The organism is Bradyrhizobium sp. CCBAU 45394, from assembly GCF_028128655.1.
Taxonomy (GTDB): domain Bacteria; phylum Pseudomonadota; class Alphaproteobacteria; order Rhizobiales; family Xanthobacteraceae; genus Bradyrhizobium; species Bradyrhizobium diazoefficiens.
This window is the reverse complement of the sequence record NZ_LBIX01000176.1, coordinates 638983-656999: the sequence shown is the minus strand read 5'-3', so window position 1 is coordinate 656999 and position 18017 is coordinate 638983. Positions and strand designations below refer to the sequence as shown.

The 18017-nt window shown below is 64.0% G+C and carries 18 protein-coding genes; 10 read left to right on the top strand and 8 right to left on the bottom strand.

The genetic code is table 11. From position 1 onward, the window contains the following. Positions 1-53: 53 nt before the first annotated feature. The 3 genes from WN73_RS40570 to WN73_RS40560 all read left to right on the top strand — a co-directional run bounded on the left by WN73_RS40570 (position 54) and on the right by WN73_RS40560 (position 3952). Positions 54-1031, top strand: a complete 978-nt coding sequence (locus WN73_RS40570) for an HAD family hydrolase (RefSeq protein WP_049832412.1) — start codon at positions 54-56, stop codon at positions 1029-1031. A gap of 284 nt (positions 1032-1315) precedes the next feature. Next, positions 1316-2383, top strand: coding sequence for a SphA family protein (locus tag WN73_RS40565; protein ID WP_162494106.1), 1068 nt, complete (start codon positions 1316-1318; stop codon positions 2381-2383). A gap of 105 nt (positions 2384-2488) precedes the next feature. Next, positions 2489-3952 (top strand): arylsulfatase, encoded by a 1464-nt coding sequence (locus WN73_RS40560; protein ID WP_271557899.1) that lies wholly within the window; start codon positions 2489-2491, stop codon positions 3950-3952. 76 nt (positions 3953-4028) lie between these two features. Here WN73_RS40560 and WN73_RS40555 read toward each other — a convergent pair whose 3' ends face one another. Next, positions 4029-5045, bottom strand: coding sequence for an ATP-binding protein (locus WN73_RS40555; RefSeq protein ID WP_271557898.1), 1017 nt, complete (start codon positions 5043-5045; stop codon positions 4029-4031). Between the two features lie 181 nt (positions 5046-5226). Between WN73_RS40555 and yajC the strand changes: the two genes are divergently transcribed. From yajC to WN73_RS40525, 6 genes are read left to right on the top strand one after another with little or no spacing between them, the layout of a single operon-like run. Next, positions 5227-5604, top strand: a complete 378-nt coding sequence (gene yajC, locus WN73_RS40550) for a preprotein translocase subunit YajC (protein WP_028171851.1) — start codon at positions 5227-5229, stop codon at positions 5602-5604. Positions 5605-5651: 47 nt separating this feature from the next. Continuing rightward, the gene (gene secD / locus WN73_RS40545) at positions 5652-7256 is read left to right on the top strand and encodes a protein translocase subunit SecD (protein WP_011087503.1); all 1605 of its coding nucleotides are present in this window, start codon (positions 5652-5654) and stop codon (positions 7254-7256) included. Between the two features lie 10 nt (positions 7257-7266). Next, positions 7267-8286 carry a protein translocase subunit SecF gene (gene secF / locus WN73_RS40540; RefSeq protein WP_011087502.1) on the top strand — a complete coding sequence of 340 codons (1020 nt, stop codon included), beginning with the start codon at positions 7267-7269 and terminating at the stop codon, positions 8284-8286. 60 nt (positions 8287-8346) lie between these two features. Further along, positions 8347-8730: an Mth938-like domain-containing protein gene (locus WN73_RS40535; RefSeq protein WP_011087501.1), complete on the top strand. Its 384-nt coding sequence runs from the start codon at positions 8347-8349 to the stop codon at positions 8728-8730. Further along, positions 8727-9590: a phytoene/squalene synthase family protein gene (locus WN73_RS40530; protein WP_028171852.1), complete on the top strand. Its 864-nt coding sequence runs from the start codon at positions 8727-8729 to the stop codon at positions 9588-9590. The genes WN73_RS40535 and WN73_RS40530 overlap by 4 nt, the downstream gene beginning before the upstream one ends. A gap of 45 nt (positions 9591-9635) precedes the next feature. Then, on the top strand, positions 9636-10880 hold the full coding sequence (locus WN73_RS40525; protein WP_271557897.1) for a threonine ammonia-lyase: 1245 nt from the start codon (positions 9636-9638) through the stop codon (positions 10878-10880). Between the two features lie 17 nt (positions 10881-10897). On the opposite strand, the gene WN73_RS40520 is transcribed toward WN73_RS40525, so the two are convergent. The 6 genes from WN73_RS40520 to WN73_RS40495 form a co-directional block, all read right to left on the bottom strand. Then, positions 10898-12076, bottom strand: coding sequence for an aminotransferase class V-fold PLP-dependent enzyme (locus WN73_RS40520; RefSeq protein ID WP_028171854.1), 1179 nt, complete (start codon positions 12074-12076; stop codon positions 10898-10900). 25 nt (positions 12077-12101) lie between these two features. After that, positions 12102-12515 (bottom strand): GFA family protein, encoded by a 414-nt coding sequence (locus WN73_RS40515; protein WP_027546610.1) that lies wholly within the window; start codon positions 12513-12515, stop codon positions 12102-12104. A 91-nt stretch (positions 12516-12606) separates the two neighbouring features. Then, positions 12607-13191: a CAP domain-containing protein gene (locus WN73_RS40510; protein WP_028171855.1), complete on the bottom strand. Its 585-nt coding sequence runs from the start codon at positions 13189-13191 to the stop codon at positions 12607-12609. Positions 13192-13264: 73 nt separating this feature from the next. Further along, the gene (locus tag WN73_RS40505; protein ID WP_028171856.1) at positions 13265-14359 is read right to left on the bottom strand and encodes a serine/threonine protein kinase; all 1095 of its coding nucleotides are present in this window, start codon (positions 14357-14359) and stop codon (positions 13265-13267) included. 7 nt (positions 14360-14366) lie between these two features. After that, on the bottom strand, positions 14367-15794 hold the full coding sequence (trmFO, locus tag WN73_RS40500; RefSeq protein WP_028171857.1) for a methylenetetrahydrofolate--tRNA-(uracil(54)-C(5))-methyltransferase (FADH(2)-oxidizing) TrmFO: 1428 nt from the start codon (positions 15792-15794) through the stop codon (positions 14367-14369). Between the two features lie 126 nt (positions 15795-15920). Further along, positions 15921-16073, bottom strand: a complete 153-nt coding sequence (locus WN73_RS40495) for a DUF1127 domain-containing protein (RefSeq protein WP_007590701.1) — start codon at positions 16071-16073, stop codon at positions 15921-15923. A 666-nt stretch (positions 16074-16739) separates the two neighbouring features. Between WN73_RS40495 and WN73_RS40490 the strand changes: the two genes are divergently transcribed. Next, complete coding sequence (locus WN73_RS40490) at positions 16740-17066, top strand: hypothetical protein (RefSeq protein WP_028171858.1); 327 nt, start codon at positions 16740-16742, stop codon at positions 17064-17066. A 58-nt stretch (positions 17067-17124) separates the two neighbouring features. Here the strand turns inward: WN73_RS40490 and WN73_RS40485 are convergent, their stop codons facing one another. Continuing rightward, positions 17125-17949: a lytic murein transglycosylase gene (locus WN73_RS40485; protein WP_011087492.1), complete on the bottom strand. Its 825-nt coding sequence runs from the start codon at positions 17947-17949 to the stop codon at positions 17125-17127. Between the last annotated feature and the right edge of the window lie 68 nt (positions 17950-18017).

Genomic DNA, 18017 nt, shown 5'->3' with positions numbered 1-18017 from the left:
AACAGATCACGCGATCACGCCTTGACCGGCGCGCACTGCTCTCGTCTCTGGCGATGCTTCCGTTTCTATCTGCCGCTCTGCGTTCCACGTCCGCCATGGCCCAGACGCAAGCCGGTCCTCTGCCGTCCTGGAACGAGGGCCCGACGAAAGCCTCGATCGTCGACTTCGTCGCACGGGTCACGGAGAACGGTGGACCCTATTTCGTGCCCCCCGACCAACGCATCGCAACCTTCGACAACGACGGCACGCTTTGGATCGAACAGCCGATGTATGTGCAACTGGCGTTTGCGCTGGATCGCGTGAAGGTCCTTGCGCCTATGCATCCGGAATGGAAGGACAAGCAGCCCTTCGCGGCAGTGCTGAATGGCGACTTGAAGGCGCTCGCAGCTTTCGGGGAGAAGGGCGTGGCCGAGCTGCTGGCGGTAACTCACGCCGGCATGACGACGGCGGAGTTTGAGAAGATCGTCACAGACTGGCTTGCGACCGCGCGTGATGGCCGTTTCAAGCGTCCGTATACCGAACTTGTCTATCAGCCTATGCTCGAACTGCTCGCTTACCTCCGCACCAACGGCTTCAAGACCTTCATCGTGTCAGGTGGCGGCGTCGAATTCATGCGACCATGGACCGAGGCGATTTATGGCGTGCCTCCCGAGCAGGTCGTCGGATCGTCAATCAAGACCCGGTATGAGATGCGCGACAGCACGCCGGTTCTATTTCGCTTGCCGGATATCGATTTCATCGACGACAAGGCCGGCAAACCGATCGGGATCAATAGCCACATCGGCCGGCGTCCGATCGCCGCCTTCGGCAACTCCGATGGCGACCTCGAAATGCTGCAATGGGCGACGCTCGGTACCAGTGGCGCGCGGTTCGGCCTGATCGTCCACCATACCGATGCGGAACGCGAATATGCCTACGATCGCCAATCACATTTCGGCAAGCTCGATGTCGCTCTCGATGCTGCAGCGCTGAACAGGTGGACCGTTGTGGACATGAAGAACGACTGGAAGAGTATCTTTTCGTTTGATTAGAGGTGAAATCGTAAGATCCACGGCTGCGCGAATGCAGTGCGCAGCCAGCCATTGAGCTCAATGCACGCCGTTGGGCATAGCACCCGACTATATTTTTAGATGTGGCCAATTCACAACGGACATCGGGTCTGGAGCATGCCTTACTTACAGCCCGTAGACGAAACTCCGATTCCTTCGGTCTCGAGATAGGCTTAGGCCTGATGACGGGACCAGGTCTTAAAACGGAAGGTGGGTTCGCGACCGCCAAATCTCGATGCATCCGTCGAACCGCTAGGAGATTGCAGATGAAGCCCACGTTGGAATTTGCGGGTGCCTCTCAACCGACCCTGCTCAGCGCGGTTGTGGTTGCAGCTCTCACGTTTTCGCCGCAAATCGCGAGCGCCGACGAGAGCGGCATCTCGTTCTGGGTCCCGGGGCTGTTCGGCAGTCTGGCAGCGGCACCCACCGCCCCAGGCTGGTCCCTCGGGACGATCTATTACCACACCAGTGTGTCCGCCTCCGGTGCTGCCGCAGCGGCCCGAGAAGTTCAGATTGGCCGCTTCTCTCCGAACGTCAATGTCAACTTGAACGTAAATCTCAAAGCGCCGCCAGACCTGCTGTTTCTGGCTCCGACGTATACGTTCGCGACGCCGGTCCTCGGCGGGCAATTGTCCGTCGGTGTCATGGGCGTTTACGGCCGAAACAGCACGACCCTTGATGGCACGCTGACGACCGGGTTCGGTCCGATTTCGGCGACCCGCACGGGAAGCATATCGGACTCGCTCACCGGGTTCGGCGACCTCTATCCCATGGTCTCGATGAAGTGGCACGACGGCGTCCACAACTACATGACCTATGTGACCGGCGACATTCCAGTCGGCGCCTATGAACCCAGCCGCCTCTCCAACATCGGTATCGGTCATGGCGCCATCGACGCAGGCGGGGGTTACACTTACCTCAACCCGATGACGGGATATGAATTCTCCGGCGTCGGCGGCTTCACATACAACTTCAAGAACCCGGACACGCTGGTTCAGAGCGGCGTCGATTTCCACTTCGATTGGGGCGCGTCGAAATTTCTCTCAAAGCAGGCCTTCGTAGGTCTGGTCGGCTATGCCTATCAGCAGGTCTCCAACGATACCGGCGGACTGCCGGCCCTTGGCGGATTCAGGTCGCGAGTTTTCGGCATCGGTCCGCAGTTCGGCTATCTTTTTCCGATCGGCGGCATGCAGGGATATCTGAACATAAAGGGATATGGCGAATTCGAGGCGGCGAACCGGCCGTCGGGCTGGAATACCTGGCTGACCTTTGCGATTTCGCCCGCCGCACCTGAAAGCACCGTTGCGCCGACCCGGCACAGGGTGACGAAGTAGGGGATCAACTGGAGAAAGGCACAAACCGGCAACCCGCTCTAGCGGCACGTAGGGAATTGGTGCCGAGCTTGGTCGGAAGGTGGCCTATTGATCTGAGGGCAAAAAATGCTGAAGAGCAAAACCATCTGGCTCGGTTCGTTGGCATCAGTGGCCGCCATAGCGATTGCGAGCGCGCCTGCCGCAGCGCAGCAACCTAAGAATCCCAATATTGTCGTCATCCTCGCGGATAATCTGGGCTACGGCGAGTTGGGCGTATATGGCGGCGGTATCCTCCGCGGCGCGCCCACGCCACGTATTGACGCGCTCGCCGGTGAGGGCACCCGCCTCCTCAACTTCAATGTTGAAGCGCAGTGTACGCCGTCCCGATCGGCCCTGCTTACAGGACGCTTTGCCATCCGCTCCGGAACGTACGAAGTTCCGATCGGCGGCATCCCCGACGGATTAACACAGTGGGAGATCACGACCGCGGAGCTGTTGTCGGGGCAGGGCTACGCGACCGGGATGTGGGGCAAATGGCATCTCGGCAGCGCCGAAGACCGGATGCCTACCAATCAGGGCTTCGACGAGTGGTATGGCATCCCGCGCACGTATGACGAGGCGATGTGGCCGTCCCTGGACGAGACACGAAGCATGTGGCCGTCGGTCGGAAACAGGCAGGGTTGGAATGCGAAAGTCGTTCACCCTCAACATATCTATGAAGCACGCAAGGGCGATAAACCTCGACAGGTCGCCGTGCTGGATGTGGATCACCGCCGCACCATGGACGCGGAAATCACCAGCCGTGCGGTGGAGTTCATCAAGCGCAACGCGAGCTCAGGCAAGCCGTTCTATGCCTACGTCCCGTTCGCGCACGTTCACATGCCGACGCTTCCAAATCTTGAGTTCGCGGGTAGAACCGGCAACGGCGATTGGGCCGATTGCCTGGCCGAAATGGACTACCGCACCGGGCAAATCCTCGATGCCATCAAGCAAGCAGGAATCGAAAACGACACGCTTGTGATATTCGCCAGCGACAATGGCCCGGAGGCAACCAACCCCTGGGAGGGTGACAACGGACCTTGGCGCGGAACTTACTTCACGGCGATGGAAGGTTCACTGCGGGCACCGTTCATCATTCGCTGGGCCGGCAAGGTGCCGGCGGGCCGCGTCAGCAACGAAATCGTTCACATCGTCGACCTCTTCACGACGCTTGCGCGGGTCGGGGGCGCAGAGGTCCCTACGGATCGCGCGATTGACGGCGTGGATCAGCTAGATTTCTTTTTGGGCAAGCAGGAGACCTCTAACCGCGAAGGCTTCCCCGCCTATGTGGCCGACCGGCTGTCAGCCGTCAAATGGCGAAACTGGAAAGTCCATTTGATCTGGCAGGAAACTATGTACGCCACGCCGCAGAAATTGCCCTTGCCGAGAGTCATCAATCTACTGACCGACCGGAAGGAGGAGCGCGATGTTGCCGCGCAAAACTCCTGGGTCGCCGATCCCGCAGTGAGAATCATCGGAGAACTGGAAGCGAGCTTCAAGAAGTACCCTCCGATCAAACTTGGCACCCCAGATCCCTACACGCCGCCATAACCGGTTTTTATGCGCACGCGCCCTTGATTCCCCGCCTTCGGGGAAAGACAGCCGTAAGTGGGTTGCGATCCGACCGCTACTGCGCCGTGAGCTTCACGCCCAGTCGTCCCGCAAGCTCCTGCACGAACTGCCAGGCGACACGGCCCGAGCGCGAGCCGCGCGTGGTCGACCATTCCAGCGCCTCGCGCTCCAGCGCGTCATCATCGACCTTGATGCCGAAATGGCTGCAATAGCCGCGCACCATGGCGAGATATTCGTCCTGGCTGCATCGGTGGAAGCCGAGCCAGAGGCCGAAGCGATCCGACAGCGACACCTTCTCCTCGACCGCTTCGCCGGGATTGATCGCGGTCGAGCGCTCGTTCTCGATCATCTCGCGCGCGAGCAGATGGCGGCGGTTGGAGGTGGCGTAGAGGATGACGTTCTCGGGCCGGCCCTCGATGCCGCCTTCGAGCACGGCCTTGAGCGACTTGTACGAGGCGTCATTGCCGTCGAAGGAGAGGTCGTCGCAGAACACGATGAAGCGGAAGGACGAGGCGCGCAGCTGCTCCATCAGCGCGGGCAAAGTCTCGATGTCCTCGCGGTGAATCTCGATCAGCTTCAGCTTGTCGGCCGGTTTGCGGTCCGCATTGATGCTGGCATGCGCGGCCTTGACCAGCGACGACTTGCCCATGCCGCGCGCGCCCCAGAGCAGGGCGTTGTTGGCGGGCAGGCCGCCTGCGAAGCGCTCGGTGTTCTCCATCAGGATGTCGCGCATCCGGTCGACGCCCTTGAGGAGGAACAGCTCGACGCGGCTGACCCGCGGCACCGCCGAGAGGCGGCCATCCGGATGCCAGACATAGGCATCCGCCCGGCCGAATGACTCGGGTTCGGCGGCCGGCTTGCCCTGGGCGGAGAGGTGCGCCGCAATGGTCTCGAGGGCGAGGACGATCCGCTCCTGGTTGAGGTCAGGGGCTGCCTTGGAGATCGCCTTGGAGATTGGCTTGGAGGTCGCCTTGGGGGCTGCCGTGGGGCGTTTTGCCGCGACGCGGGCAGGCTTCCTGGCAGGGATATGGGGGCCTTTGCCGGCCGGGCTTTTGCTTGGTTTTTTGGGCATGTCCGAAGTTCCTGAGAATGCAGCCTTATCGGGCCTGACGGCGCGCCGCAAGGTGACCAAAAGGACGGTCTGGCAGCGTTGCAATTGGGGCGGTGGCCGCTATAGTCCGCGCGAATTTGACCGAGCCGGTCGCCTTTGAGGGCCTGACCGGCTTTCCCCCGTTGTCACGAGGATCGTCCGAATGCTGATTACCCCTGCGTATGCCCAGGCCGCGGGCGCCGGCGACACCAACAGCATGTTGATGTCGCTGCTGCCGTTCGCCCTGATCTTCGTGATCATGTACTTCCTGATTCTGCGTCCGCAGCAGAAGAAGGTCCGTGACCACGCCGACCTCGTGAAGAACATCCGTCGCGGCGACACCGTCGTGACCTCGGGCGGCCTCGTCGGCAAGGTCACCAAGGTCGTCGACGACGACCAGATCGAGTTCGAGATTTCCGACGGCGTCCGCGTCCGGCAGATGCGCCAGATGATCTCGGGCGTGCGCGCCAAGGGCGAGCCGGCGAAGGAATCCAAGGATAGTGCGAAGGAAACCGCCAAGGACGACGCCGCGTCGAAGTGAACGCTTCCGCGAGCATCTCAAGTCTCCTGATCTGACAGGTCCAGTCGATGTTGTATTTCACGCGGTGGAGGGCGCTGGGGATTATCCTGACGGCGCTGATCGTGTGCCTCTGCGCGGTCCCGAACTTCTTCCCCGAGGCACAGGTCAAGACCTGGCCCGCCTGGGCGCAGCGCCGGCTCGTGCTCGGCCTCGACCTCCAGGGCGGCTCCTATCTGCTGCTCGAGGTCGATTCCAACTATGTGAAGAAGGAGAGGCTGGACCAGGTCCGCGACGACGTTCGCCGGACGCTGCGCGATGCCAAGATCGGCTTCACCGGCGGCGTCACCGTGCGCAACGACGCGGCCGAGGTTCGCATCACCAAGGAAACCGATGTGCAGCCGGCGCTCGCCAAGCTGCGCGAATTGGCCCAGCCGCTCGGCGGTCTGATGGGCTCCAGCGGTCAACGCGACCTTGAAGTGACCGATGCCGGTGGCGGCGTGATCCGCCTGAGCATCCCGCAGGCCGCGATGCTCGACCGCATGCGCAAGACCATCGAGCAATCGATCCAGATCGTCGAGCGCCGCGTCAACGAGCTCGGCACCGTCGAGCCCGTCATCCAGCGCCAGGGCAACGACCGCATCCTGGTGCAGGTCCCCGGTCTTCAGGACCCGACCCGCCTGAAGGAACTGCTGGGCAAGACCGCGAAGATGGAATTCCGCATGGTCGACACCTCCGTGCCGCCGGATCAGGCGCAGCAGGGCAGGTTGCCGCCGGAATCCGATCTGCTGATGAGCGCCTCGCCACCGCCCACACCTTACGTGGTCAAGAAGCAGGTGCTGGTCGCCGGCGGCGACCTGACCGATGCCCAGGCGAGCTTCGACCAGCGCACGGGTGAGCCGGTCGTCAGCTTCAAGTTCAACACGTCGGGCGCGCGCAAGTTCTCGCAGGCCACGCAGGAAAACGTGGGGCTGCCGTTTGCGATCGTCCTCGACAACAAGGTGATCTCGGCGCCCGTCATCCGCGAGCCGATCACCGGCGGTCAGGGCCAGATCTCCGGCAATTTCACCGTGCAATCGGCCAACGATCTCGCGATCCTCCTGCGCGCCGGCGCGCTGCCGGCGCCGCTCACCGTGGTCGAGGAGCGCACCGTCGGTCCGGGCCTCGGCCAGGACTCGATCGAGAAGGGCGAGCTTGCGGCTTACGTCGGCTCGATCCTGGTCATCATCTTCATGCTCGTGACCTATCGGCTGTTCGGGGTGTTCGCCAACATCGCGGTGGCCATCAACGTCGCCATGATCTTCGGCCTGCTGTCGCTGCTCAACGCCACGCTGACGCTGCCCGGCATCGCCGGCATCGTGCTCACCGTCGGCATCGCCGTGGACTCCAACGTGCTGATCTACGAGCGCATCCGCGAGGAGCTGCGCGGCGGCCGTAACGCGATCTCGGCGATCGACGCCGGCTTCAAGCGGGCGCTCGCGACCATCCTCGATTCCAACATCACCACCTTCATTGCCGCCGCGGTGCTGTTCTACATCGGCACCGGCCCGGTGCGCGGCTTCGCCGTGACGCTCGGTATCGGCATCATCACCACGGTGTTCACCGCCTTCACCCTGACCCGGCTGATCGTCGCCGGGTGGGTGCGGTGGAAGCGGCCGCAGAGCGTGCCGATCTAGGAGCCTGATTGTGAATCACACCGTTCTCATCGGGCTCGGCGTCCTCATCACTATTCTCACCGTGGTCGCGGCCCTCGGCTTGCTGCCGTCGTTGCGCATCGTCCCGGACAACACGCATTTCGACTTCACGCGATTCCGCCGCATCAGCTTCCCGATCTCGGCGGCGCTGTCGATCGTCGCCATCACGCTGTTCTTCACCCACGGCCTGAACCTCGGTATCGACTTCAAGGGCGGCACGTTGCTGGAGGTGCGGGCCAAGTCCGGCGCCGCCGACATCGCGGCGATGCGCACGACGCTGGATGGCTTGCGTCTGGGCGAAGTCCAGCTCCAGCAGTTCGGCGGGCCCGAGAACGTCCTGATCCGCGTCGCGGAGCAGCCGGGCGGCGATACCGCCCAGCAGGAGGCCGTGCAGAAGGTCCGTACCGCGCTCGGCGATTCCATCGAGTACCGCCGCGTCGAGGTGCTCGGTCCGCGCGTCGCCGGTGAGCTCTTGGCCTACGGCATGCTCGGCCTGATGCTCGCGATCGTCGCGATCCTGATCTATCTCTGGTTCCGCTTCGAATGGCAGTTCGCGCTGGGCGCCATGATCGCCAACGTGCACGACATCGTGCTGACGATCGGCTTCATGTCGATCAGTCAGGTCGATTTCGACCTGACCAGCATCGCCGCGCTTCTGACCATTCTGGGCTATTCGCTCAACGACACGGTCGTCATCTACGACCGTATCCGTGAAATGCTGCGGCGCTACAAGAAGATGCCGATGCCGCAGCTGCTCAACGAGTCCATCAACTCGACGCTGTCGCGCTCGATCATCACCCACGTCACGGTGACGCTGGCGCTGCTCGCGCTGCTGCTGTTCGGCGGTCACGCCATCCACAGCTTCACCGCGGTGATGATGTTCGGCGTGGTGCTGGTCGGCACCTACACCTCGATCTTCATCGCGGCGCCGATCCTGATCTATCTCGGCGTCGGCGAGCATCGCGAAGATGCGCCGGATACGGCTACGCCGGCGAAGAAAAACAAGGCATGATCCGAACCGCACGCCCTCGCACGCGTTTGCGAGGGCAGTAAGCCCATTCGGACGAACCTCATGGCCGGCGATCCCAACGCACCGCATTTCCCGCGCTCGGCGCCGATCGAGGCCTATGGCAAGGGCGGCTTCGCCTTTGCCGGCATGTCGCATCGGGGATCGCTGCTCTGCCTGCCTGACGCGATCTGGGCCTGGGATGTGACGGACCCCGCGAAGATCGACCGCTATTCGCTGGATCGGGTCTTCGCGGCCGCCAACAGCATCGATACGCTCCTGATTGGCACCGGAACCGGGGTCTGGCTGCCGCCGCCGGCGCTGCGGCAGGCCCTGAAGGCGGTGAGGGTGGTGCTGGACACGATGCAGACCGGCCCGGCCGTGCGCACCTACAACATCATGATCGGCGAACGGCGCCGCGTTGCGGCCGCGCTGATCGCCGTGCCATGAGCAGCGCTGCACCTTCGCCCGATTCCGTCGCCTTCTGCGCCGATCTCGTGCGCAGCCACGATTTTCCGCGCTATGTCGCGACCCTGTTCGCGCCCGCCGCCGAGCGCCGTGCGCTGCTCGCGCTCTATGCCTTCAATGTCGAGATCGTCCGGGTCCGCGACCAGGTGAGCCAGCCCTTGCCCGGCGAGATCCGCCTGCAATGGTGGACCGACATGCTTGCCGGCCATGTCCATGGCAGCGCCGAGGGCAATCCGGTGGCGGCCGAGCTGCTGCGCGCGATCCGCGATTTCGACCTGCCGGTCGAGCCGTTGTCGCTGCTCGCCGACGAGCATCAGTTCGATCTCTACAACGATCCGATGCCGACCATGGCGGCGCTGGAAGGCTATCTGGCCGCGACCTCATCGGCGCTGTTCATGCTCGCGGGACGGATCATGGGGCCGCCGTCGGAGGCGGTCGAGCACCTTGCCCGTCATGCCGGGCTGGCGCAGGGCATCGTGCAGGTCATCGTCAACCTGCCGCGCGATGCCGCGCACCGGCAATTGTTCCTGCCGCAGCAGGTGCTGACGAGCCACAATTGCAACATGGAGGATGTGTTCGCCAGCAGGCAGACGCCCAACCTCCATGCGGTGCTCGAGCAGCTTGCGGGTGAAGCCCGGCAGCATGTGACGACGGCCTCGTCGCTGCTGGCGCAGGTGCCGTCGTCGGTGCGGCCGGCGTTCCTGCCGCTGAGCCAGGCGCAGGCCGACCTCAAGCGCCTGTCGCGTCCGGGACGCAATCCGTTCACGCCGCAGCCTTCGTCGCGGCTGCGCACGCTGTGGACGCTATGGCGGGCTTCACGTTCCCGGGAATTTACCAAATAGCGGTTGGCTTGTCGCCCGAGCCGGGCAAATGCTCTATGCTGTCCCATGGCTGACTTGTCCCAAACCACGTCCTCCGATCTCAGCGGCCTTCCGGTCGCGCCTGGTGACATTCAGGCAGCCGCCGAGACCATCCGCGGTGCCGTCGTCGAGACGCCCTGCAGCTACAGCCGCACGCTGAGCAACATCTGCGGCTGTGACATCTGGCTCAAATTCGAGAACCTCCAGTTCACCTCCTCGTTCAAGGAGCGCGGCGCGCTCAACCGCCTCACCGCGCTGACGCCGGAGGAGCGTATGCGCGGCGTCATCGCCATGTCGGCGGGTAACCACGCGCAGGGCGTCGCCTATCACGCCAGGCGGCTCGGCATTCCCGCCACCATCGTGATGCCGGTCGGCACGCCCATGGTGAAGGTCGAGAACACGAAGCACCACGGCGCGGAGGTGGTGGTGACGGGCGCGACGCTGGAGGAGGCGGCCGCGTTTGCGCGCAGCCACGGTGAAGCTCACGGCATGATCTTCGTCCACCCTTACGACGATCCGCTTGTGATCGCGGGGCAGGGCACCGTCGGGCTGGAGATGTTGAAGGCGGTGCCGGAGCTCGACACGCTGGTTGTCCCGATCGGCGGCGGCGGCCTGATCAGCGGGATCGGCATTGCCGCGAAATCGATCAAGCCATCGCTGCGGATTCTTGGCGTCGAGGCCTGGCTCTATCCCTCGATGTACAACGCCATCCATGACGGCAATCTGCCGGCGCGCGGCGATACGCTCGCCGAGGGCATCGCGGTGAAGTCGCCCGGCAAGATCACGACTGAAATCGTCCGGCGCCTCGTCGACGACATCGCGCTGGTCAACGAGGCCGAGCTCGAGCGCGCGGTCGCGACCCTGATCTCGATCGAGAAGACGGTCGTCGAGGGCGCCGGCGCCGCCGGCCTTGCCGCGCTGATGTCCGACCCGTCCCGCTTTGCCGGCCAGAAGGTCGGCCTGGTGCTGAGCGGCGGCAATATCGATACGCGGCTGATCGCCTCCGTCCTGACCCGCGAACTGGCGCGCGAGGGACGGCTGACCCGGTTGTCCCTCGACATTCCTGACCGGCCCGGGCAGCTGGCGGCGGTGGCTGCGCTGCTGGCCGAGGCTGGCGCCAACATCATCGAGGTCTCGCATCAGCGGACCTTCTCCGACCTGCCGGCCAAGGCGACGCTGCTGCAACTCGTGATCGAGACCCGCGACAGCGCCCATCTCGACGAGGTCATGGCGAGGCTTAGTGCATCCGGATTGAGCGCGCGCTGTACCTGAGCGGCGCGGCCGTCCCGCTATCGCGGCGTCAGGCCTGCGAGGTGGCCGATCAGCCGGTCGATCTCGGCTTCGGTGTTGTAGTAATGCGGGGAGGCGCGCACGAGCGGTGGCAACGCCCGGATCTCGGCGTCGATGCGGGTGCTCGACGGATGTGAAGCACCGATGGTGATGCCGGCGGCAGCGGCACCACTGACAATCGCGTCCGCCTCATACCCGTCCATCGTGAAGCTGACGATGGCGCCTGGTTTGCGTCCGAGGTCGCGAATGGTGATGCCGCGAACGGAAGCGAGGCCGCCCCGCAGGCGGTCCGCCAGCAGGCGGCAGCGCTGCTCGATAGGACTCATGCCGATAGCGAGCGCGTAGTCGACGGCAGCGCCGAGCCCGAGCCGCGCTGCGTAGTTGTTCTCCCAGGTCTCGAAACGGCGCGCATCGTCACGGAGCCGATATTGATTGCGCGAGACCCAGGGCGCCGCGAAGTGATCGATCATCGGCGGCTCGAGCCGTTGCAGCAGAGCTCGGCGAACGTAGAGAAAGCCGGTGCCGCGCGGGCCACGCAGGAATTTGCGGCCCGTGGCCGACAGCATGTCACAGCCGATGGCTTCGACGTCGACGGCCATCTGGCCGACCGCCTGGCAGGCGTCGAGCAGATAGGGAATGCCGTGCGCCCGTGCGATCTTGCCGACGGCCGCTGCGGGATTGACCAGCCCGCCATTGGTCGGAATCCAGGTGATGGCGATGAGCTTCACGCGCTCGTCGATCATGCGTTCGAGCGCGTGGATGTCGAGCTCGCCGCTGGCATTGCTCGGCACGACCTCGATGATCGCGCCCGTGCGCTTTGCGACTTGAAGAAACGCAACATAGTTGGCGGCGTATTCCGCCTCGGCGGTCAGGATTCGATCGCCCTTGCGAAACGAAAGCGCATAGAATGCCATCTGCCAGGCAACTGTCGCGTTCTCCAGAAGCGCGATCTCGTTGGGCGCGGCATTCAGCAGCCGGCCTACCGAGCTGTAGACTGAATCAAGCCGGCGCGCCTCGCGGTCGGCGGCGGCATAGCCCCCGATCTCGCTCTCGAGGTCGATATGCTCCTTCATCGCCGCGACGACGGGCGCCGGCATGAGCGCCGCGCCTGCGTTGTGCAGATAGGCGATCCGCTCAGCGGCCGGTGTGTCGATGCGTATTTGGTCGATGTCGATCAAACGGGGCTCTCGCGCTTTGGCCGCGTCAATGCGGCATCTCTTCGAACTGCGGCAGGTGGAGCGGCGTATTCCACGGCAGGCGACGTTTGGTGAACATCTCGAGCTTCGGTGCGACCAGGTCGGGCCGGTCGAGGCTTCCCAACTGAACGAAGACCGTTTTGGGGAAACTGTCGAGGTTCGAGCTGAACACCCGCGAGCCGCATTCGGGGCAGAAGTTGCGGTCGAGGCCTTTGCCGGAGTTCGCGACGTAGTGAAAGGCCTTCGGCTTGCCGCTGAGCAGCGTGAAGTCATCCTCCGGCACGGCAAAGAAAGTTGCCATCTCGCCGCCCGAGGCGCGCTTGCAGTCGTTGCAATGACAATTGGCGATGAAGGACGGATCGGTGTCGAATTCGAACTTGATGGCGCCACAGGCGCATTGAGCGGTGTATTTTTTGGCCATTGATCGCCTCGAATTGGTCCAAGACAGCGGCATGGCATATTGGCCGGCCGGGGGAGCGCACGCAACAGTGGTTGCCGCGCAGCGTGTCGTCTCAGATGCAGAGGCTGAGCAGCTTGATGTGGCACTCGCTGGATTTTGGCTTCTTCGCGGGCGCGGCCTCGCGCTTCACGGCAACCAGCGGCTCCCCGTCCTTCTTGCCTTTGCCTTTGCCTTTGCCCTTCGGCTCGTAGTCGCCTGCGATCACCATGGCCCAATAGGTTCGCTTGCCGCTGGCATTCTTGGCGCTGGCGATGCCGACGCGGGAGGCGTTGTGCAGCAACAGGTTCTTGCGGTGTCCGGACGAGTCGATCCACTGTCCGAGCGTCTTCTCGAAATTGTCGTAGCCATAGGCGATGTTCTCGGCGGCGCGCCCCGCGCCGGCCGGTGCGACGCGGCGGTTGAACGGTCCGAGAGCGTCGTGGCTGAGGTCGTCCTTCGCCGCCATCGCGCGCGCCTGGTCCATGGCGATGCGGTCGAGGGTTGAATCGCGGAGGACGCGAACTTCACCGTGCTTGAGGCGGAAGCTGGAGATCAGCTCGGCCGGGGTTTCGGCCATTGCGGGCGTCGCTGCCAACAGCAGAAGGCCGGCGATCATGCCGCCGACCACGCGATGCCTCATCGTCCCCCGAGTGCTCATGACCCCGCCACGCCTGCGTTATCCGACTGCTTCTCTATCGCCAATGTGGACGCTTCAAGGCGCATTGCTTCCGTCAGCCCGCGGGCAGGTCCGCCTCGAAATTGAAGCGGTCGCGCAGGTTCTTGCGCTGCTCCAGAATGTCCTTGAGGAAAGCGCGGTCCTGGTCGTTCTTCATCATCGGCTCGATCAGGTCGAGCTGGTTCATGGCGACCAGTTGCAGGATCTCGGTGCGCGGCTTGCCACTGGTGTCGCGCGGCAGTGCATGCACCACCTGGATGTGTTCCGGCGGTTTCGGCCCTTTGGCGGCCGTGAGCTCGCTGCGGAGCTGGCCTTCGAGCGTGGCCTGATCGGCTTCGACGAAGGCATAGAGCCCGACGCCGGAACGGCGGTCGGCAAAGGCGACGATGGCGGTGTCGCGCACGGCGGGATTCTTGCGGATCAGCTCCGCCAGCACCGGCGCGTCGTTGACGAGGCGGCGCCCACCGCCCTCGCGATCGGTGAAATTGAACAGGCCGCGCGTGATCGCCCGGTAGACCTTCTTGCCGGTGGCGAGCCACAGGCTCGCGGCAAATGATTTCTTCGCCAGGATCTTGCGCTCGCGCGGCGTCAGCGCCTCGGGCGCGTAGGAGCGCTTGTGCTTGAGCAGGTGCCGGAGGTCTTCATAAGCGAGGATGCGATACAGCCGGCCGCGGCGCGCAAAGCAGGCGGCGAGCTGGAAGTCGGTCACATAGGCGCGGCCGTCGCGGCCGACCAGCCAGTTCTGCTCCTTGGCAAGATCGTTGTGGCAGATGCCGGCGCGGCGCAGCCGGCGCAGCGCCGCCTTGGCCGAGCGGAAATAGGCGAGGTCGCCATGCGGTTTTGCCAGATGCAGCGCGACGCCGTCGACGAAGCCGCGCACCAGCGCCCGGCGTCCGGCCCACAGCAGCTCGGGACCGACGTTCAGGCCCTTGGCGAGGGCGAGCGCATGCTTCTCGCGCGCGAACAGATGGCGGGCCAGCAGGAACGACCACCACGGCACCTCGTCGAGCCGGCGCAGCACCGCATCGACCTCGCCGGTGTCGGCACGAAAGCGGCCGCGCTCGACGGTCGAGAACACGTCGCGCTTGAGCAGCACGCCCTCGGTCCAGCGCGCCGAGAGCGTTGCGGCGTCGTCTTTGGGAAGGCTCATCGACAACTCACGCTGCTGCGGCGATGCGCAGGTGATCGGCGATCCAGCGATCGAGATCGGCAAGCGCCAGTGCGCTCATCGCCTGCTTCTTGGCCACCGTCTTCTCGTTACCGCGCAGGCGCGTGCCGTCGGGCTTCTTCGTCGGGGCGCTCGCAAGCGGCGGGAACAGGCCGAAATTGATGTTCATCGGCTGGAACGAGCGCGTGCCGGGCTCGATGGTCTCGATATGGCCGCCGGTGATGTGGCCGAGCAGCGATCCCAGCGCGGTCGTAGCAGGCGGGCTCGCCAGCGTCTCGCCGCGGGCATCGGCTGCTGCGTAAAGGCCGGCGATCAGGCCGACGCTGGCGGATTCCACATAGCCCTCGCAGCCCGTCATCTGTCCAGCAAAGCGCAGCCGCGGTTGCACACGCAGCCGCAGCTGGCCGTCGAGCAGCTTTGGCGAGTTGAGGAAGGTGTTGCGATGCAGGCCGCCGAGGCGGGCGAACTCGGCCTTCTCCAGCCCGGGGATGGTGCGGAAGATGCGCTGCTGTTCGCCGTATTTCAGCTTCGTCTGGAAGCCGACGATGTTGTAGAGCGTGCCGAGCTTGTTGTCCTGGCGCAGCTGCACGATCGCGTAGGCCTTCGTTGTCGGATCGTGCGGATTGGTGAGGCCGACCGGCTTCATCGGGCCATGGCGCAGCGTCTCGGGGCCGCGTTCCGCCATCACCTCGATCGGCAGGCAGCCGTCGAAATAGGGCGTGTTGGTCTCCCACTCCTTGAACTCGGTCTTCTCGCCGGCGATCAGCGCGGCGACGAAGCCCTCATACTGCTCCTTGGTCATCGGGCAGTTGATGTAGTCGGCGCCGTTGCCGCCGGGGCCGACCTTGTCATAGCGAGACTGGAACCAGGCCACCGACATGTCGATGGATTCGCGGTGCACGATCGGCGCGATCGCGTCGAAGAAGGCGAGCGCGTTCTCGTCGGTCAGTTCGCGGATGGCGTCGGCCAGCGGTGCGGAGGTGAGGGGCCCGGTCGCAACGATGACGTTGCCCCAGTCGGCCGGCGGAAGGCCTGCGATCTCGCCACGGGCGATCTCGATCAGGGGGTGGTCGTTCAGCGCCTTGGTGACGGCCGCCGAAAAACCGTCGCGATCGACCGCCAGCGCACCGCCGGCGGGAACCTGGTTGGCATCGGCCGCGCGCATGATCAGCGAACCGAGGCGGCGCATCTCCGCATGGAGCAGGCCGACGGCGTTGTTGGCGGCGTCGTCCGAGCGGAACGAATTGGAGCAGACGAGCTCGGCGAGTCCGTCGGTGCGGTGCGCCTCGGTCATGCGGTCCGGCCGCATCTCGTGAAGCACCACGGGCACGCCGGCTTTGGCGACCTGCCAGGCGGCTTCTGAGCCAGCAAGGCCCGCGCCGATCACGTGCACAATATTGGAATGGGGTCCTGTCATGGGGCGGACAGGTAGCGCTTTTCGGCGGTCAGTGGAATCGCCGAGATCGAGTTTTCTGCCTTCAGAAACGACAACGCCCGCACGAGGCGGGCGCTATCGGTTCGTCCGGTGAAGGGCTGAACGATATCAGCCCTGATACTGACCGGCGGCAACGCGCGGGATGTCCGAGCGATCAAGGCCGATGTCGGCCAGTTCGCGATCGCTGAGCTGGGACAGCTCGGCAACATTGCGCTGATAGTCCCGGAAAGCCTGGATCATGCGGATGAGCGAGAGCAGCATTGGTAGTCTCCTGTAGTTCGATTCAGCCCTTGCCCGGGCGTCATCGTTGAAATGAATATAGGTGAGAGTGGTGCACTGCGAAAGTTCCAATGTTGCGATGCAGCTAAGCGAAGGACGCATGGCATCGGTAAGGGGCGATTAACCTCTTGGCAGTCCCGCCCAAGAGCTGGGCGCCAGCCGTTGTAGATTGCAATAAATCTCCGTGAGATCACGGGTTTATGCCGACCAATGCGGTTCCCGTGACGATGGAAATATGTTGCATTCCGGTGACCTGCAAGGCGATGTGGCAGCTTGTAAGCCCAAGTCTCGCATGCGCGAATCGCATGAAGCGAGATGATGTAGAAATGAATAAATATTCATATCATTTGTGGATTACGCCGGCCTGACGGAGTCCGCCGACGCCGGGGGATGGGAGCGGCGATTTGCTCGATCCTGCCACTGGGGCCGCCGAACGGCTTGCGGCGAAGCCGGATATCGAGCGCCGGTCGCCCGGGAGCCGAGCGCGTTCGTCGTTGATGCGGTGCACACACGCCAAGGGTGTGAGCGCTTGATTACAAGGTTGTAATGAAAATCAGAATTTCCGCATGCGGCTCTGCGCCGCGCGCAACATCACGCAATTCTCGCGGGGAATTTATTGCGGCAAGTTGCCGCGTCGGCAGCAAAGTCGTGTCGCAGATTCCGGCAATGTCGCTGGGTCTGTCCCAAGAAGAAGAGAAGGAAAGTAACATCATGACGAAGTTACTCGGGGTTATCGCCATTGCTGCCGTCGCGTTCGCCGTCGCGCCGGCCCAGGCCGCCAAGCACGCCATGGGCGGCTGCAGCGGATCCAATCTGGAGAAGACGGAGACCGCGATCGAGAACATGGCCGACGGCGACAGCAAGTTCGTCGCGCAGAAGGAGATCGCGGCGGCGCAGGACTCGCTGCTCAACGGCAAAATGGGTGCGTGCGGCGCGCATCTGAACAAGGCGATGCACGCCACCATGGGCAAGTAAACGCTTCAAGAGAGGGCCGGTCGCCGGGCGATCGGCCCTACGCTTTTATCAGGGGATCTTAAGGGGCGCGCGCGAGCTGGGTGGCGAAATAGGCGACGGTCTTGGAATAGACCTCGCTCTTGTTCCACTGCTGTAGCACCGCGAAATTCGGGCTTCCCGGCTGCCAATCCTTGCCACGCTGCCAGCCATAGCCGGCGAGGTAATTGGCGGTGGAGGCGAGCACGTCGGGCGCGTTGTGCAGGAGATCGCGCTTGCCGTTGCCGTCGAAATCGACGGCGTATTTCATCCAGGACGAGGGCATGAACTGGGTCTGGCCGAGCTCGCCCGCCCAGGCGCCCTTCATGTCGGCGGGTGCGAGATCGCCGCGCTGGACGATGCGCAGCGCATCCATCAGTTCGCCGCGGAACTGCTCGGCGCGCCGGCAGTCATAGGCCAGCGTCGCCAGCGAGCGGATGGTTGCGAACTTGCCGGTGTTGACGCCGAAATCGGTTTCCAGGCCCCAGATCGCGACGAGCACCTCGCCTGGGACGCCGTAGGTCTGCTCGATGCGGGACAGCACCGAGCCGTATTGCTTCATCATGTTGGAACCGCGCGTCATGCGCGGCGGCACCATGCGGCCGGAAAACTCCTCGAAGGTCTGGGTGAAGACCTTTTGCGAGCGGTCGCGGTTGAGCACGCTCTGATCGAGCGTCACGCCGGCGAGCCCGGCAGCAATGGCCTGCTGTGAGATGCCTTTGGCCGCGGCGTCGGTCTTGAAGTCAGCAAGCCATGCGTCGAAATTGCCCGAGCCGCAGGCAACGGCGGCGAGCGCTGGCTGGGCGGAGAGGATTGACGTGGTGAGGGCTAAGGCTGCGAGAGCGAGACGAGAAATCGTCGGGGTCATCAGATGAAATGGATTCCGTGAAGTGATCTGACCGGCGAGGTGCAATCTCGGTCGGAACCGCGGCCAAA

Bases quoted from the DNA above. Each gene is read 5' to 3' on its own strand.
- WN73_RS40530 (WP_028171852.1), top strand. From the start codon at position 8,727: ATGAGCAGCGCTGCACCTTCGCCCGATTCCGTCGCCTTCTGCGCCGAT.
- WN73_RS40510 (WP_028171855.1), bottom strand. From the start codon at position 13,191: ATGAGCACTCGGGGGACGATGAGGCATCGCGTGGTCGGCGGCATGATC.
- WN73_RS40565 (WP_162494106.1), top strand. From the start codon at position 1,316: ATGAAGCCCACGTTGGAATTTGCGGGTGCCTCTCAACCGACCCTGCTC.
- WN73_RS40495 (WP_007590701.1), bottom strand. From the start codon at position 16,073: ATGCTGCTCTCGCTCATCCGCATGATCCAGGCTTTCCGGGACTATCAG.
- yajC (WP_028171851.1), top strand. From the start codon at position 5,227: ATGCTGATTACCCCTGCGTATGCCCAGGCCGCGGGCGCCGGCGACACC.
- WN73_RS40485 (WP_011087492.1), bottom strand. From the start codon at position 17,949: ATGACCCCGACGATTTCTCGTCTCGCTCTCGCAGCCTTAGCCCTCACC.
- WN73_RS40525 (WP_271557897.1), top strand. From the start codon at position 9,636: ATGGCTGACTTGTCCCAAACCACGTCCTCCGATCTCAGCGGCCTTCCG.
- trmFO (WP_028171857.1), bottom strand. From the start codon at position 15,794: ATGACAGGACCCCATTCCAATATTGTGCACGTGATCGGCGCGGGCCTT.
- WN73_RS40560 (WP_271557899.1), top strand. From the start codon at position 2,489: ATGCTGAAGAGCAAAACCATCTGGCTCGGTTCGTTGGCATCAGTGGCC.
- WN73_RS40570 (WP_049832412.1), top strand. From the start codon at position 54: ATGCTTCCGTTTCTATCTGCCGCTCTGCGTTCCACGTCCGCCATGGCC.
- WN73_RS40535 (WP_011087501.1), top strand. From the start codon at position 8,347: ATGGCCGGCGATCCCAACGCACCGCATTTCCCGCGCTCGGCGCCGATC.
- WN73_RS40515 (WP_027546610.1), bottom strand. From the start codon at position 12,515: ATGGCCAAAAAATACACCGCTCAATGCGCCTGTGGCGCCATCAAGTTC.
- WN73_RS40505 (WP_028171856.1), bottom strand. From the start codon at position 14,359: ATGAGCCTTCCCAAAGACGACGCCGCAACGCTCTCGGCGCGCTGGACC.
- WN73_RS40555 (WP_271557898.1), bottom strand. From the start codon at position 5,045: ATGCCCAAAAAACCAAGCAAAAGCCCGGCCGGCAAAGGCCCCCATATC.
- secD (WP_011087503.1), top strand. From the start codon at position 5,652: ATGTTGTATTTCACGCGGTGGAGGGCGCTGGGGATTATCCTGACGGCG.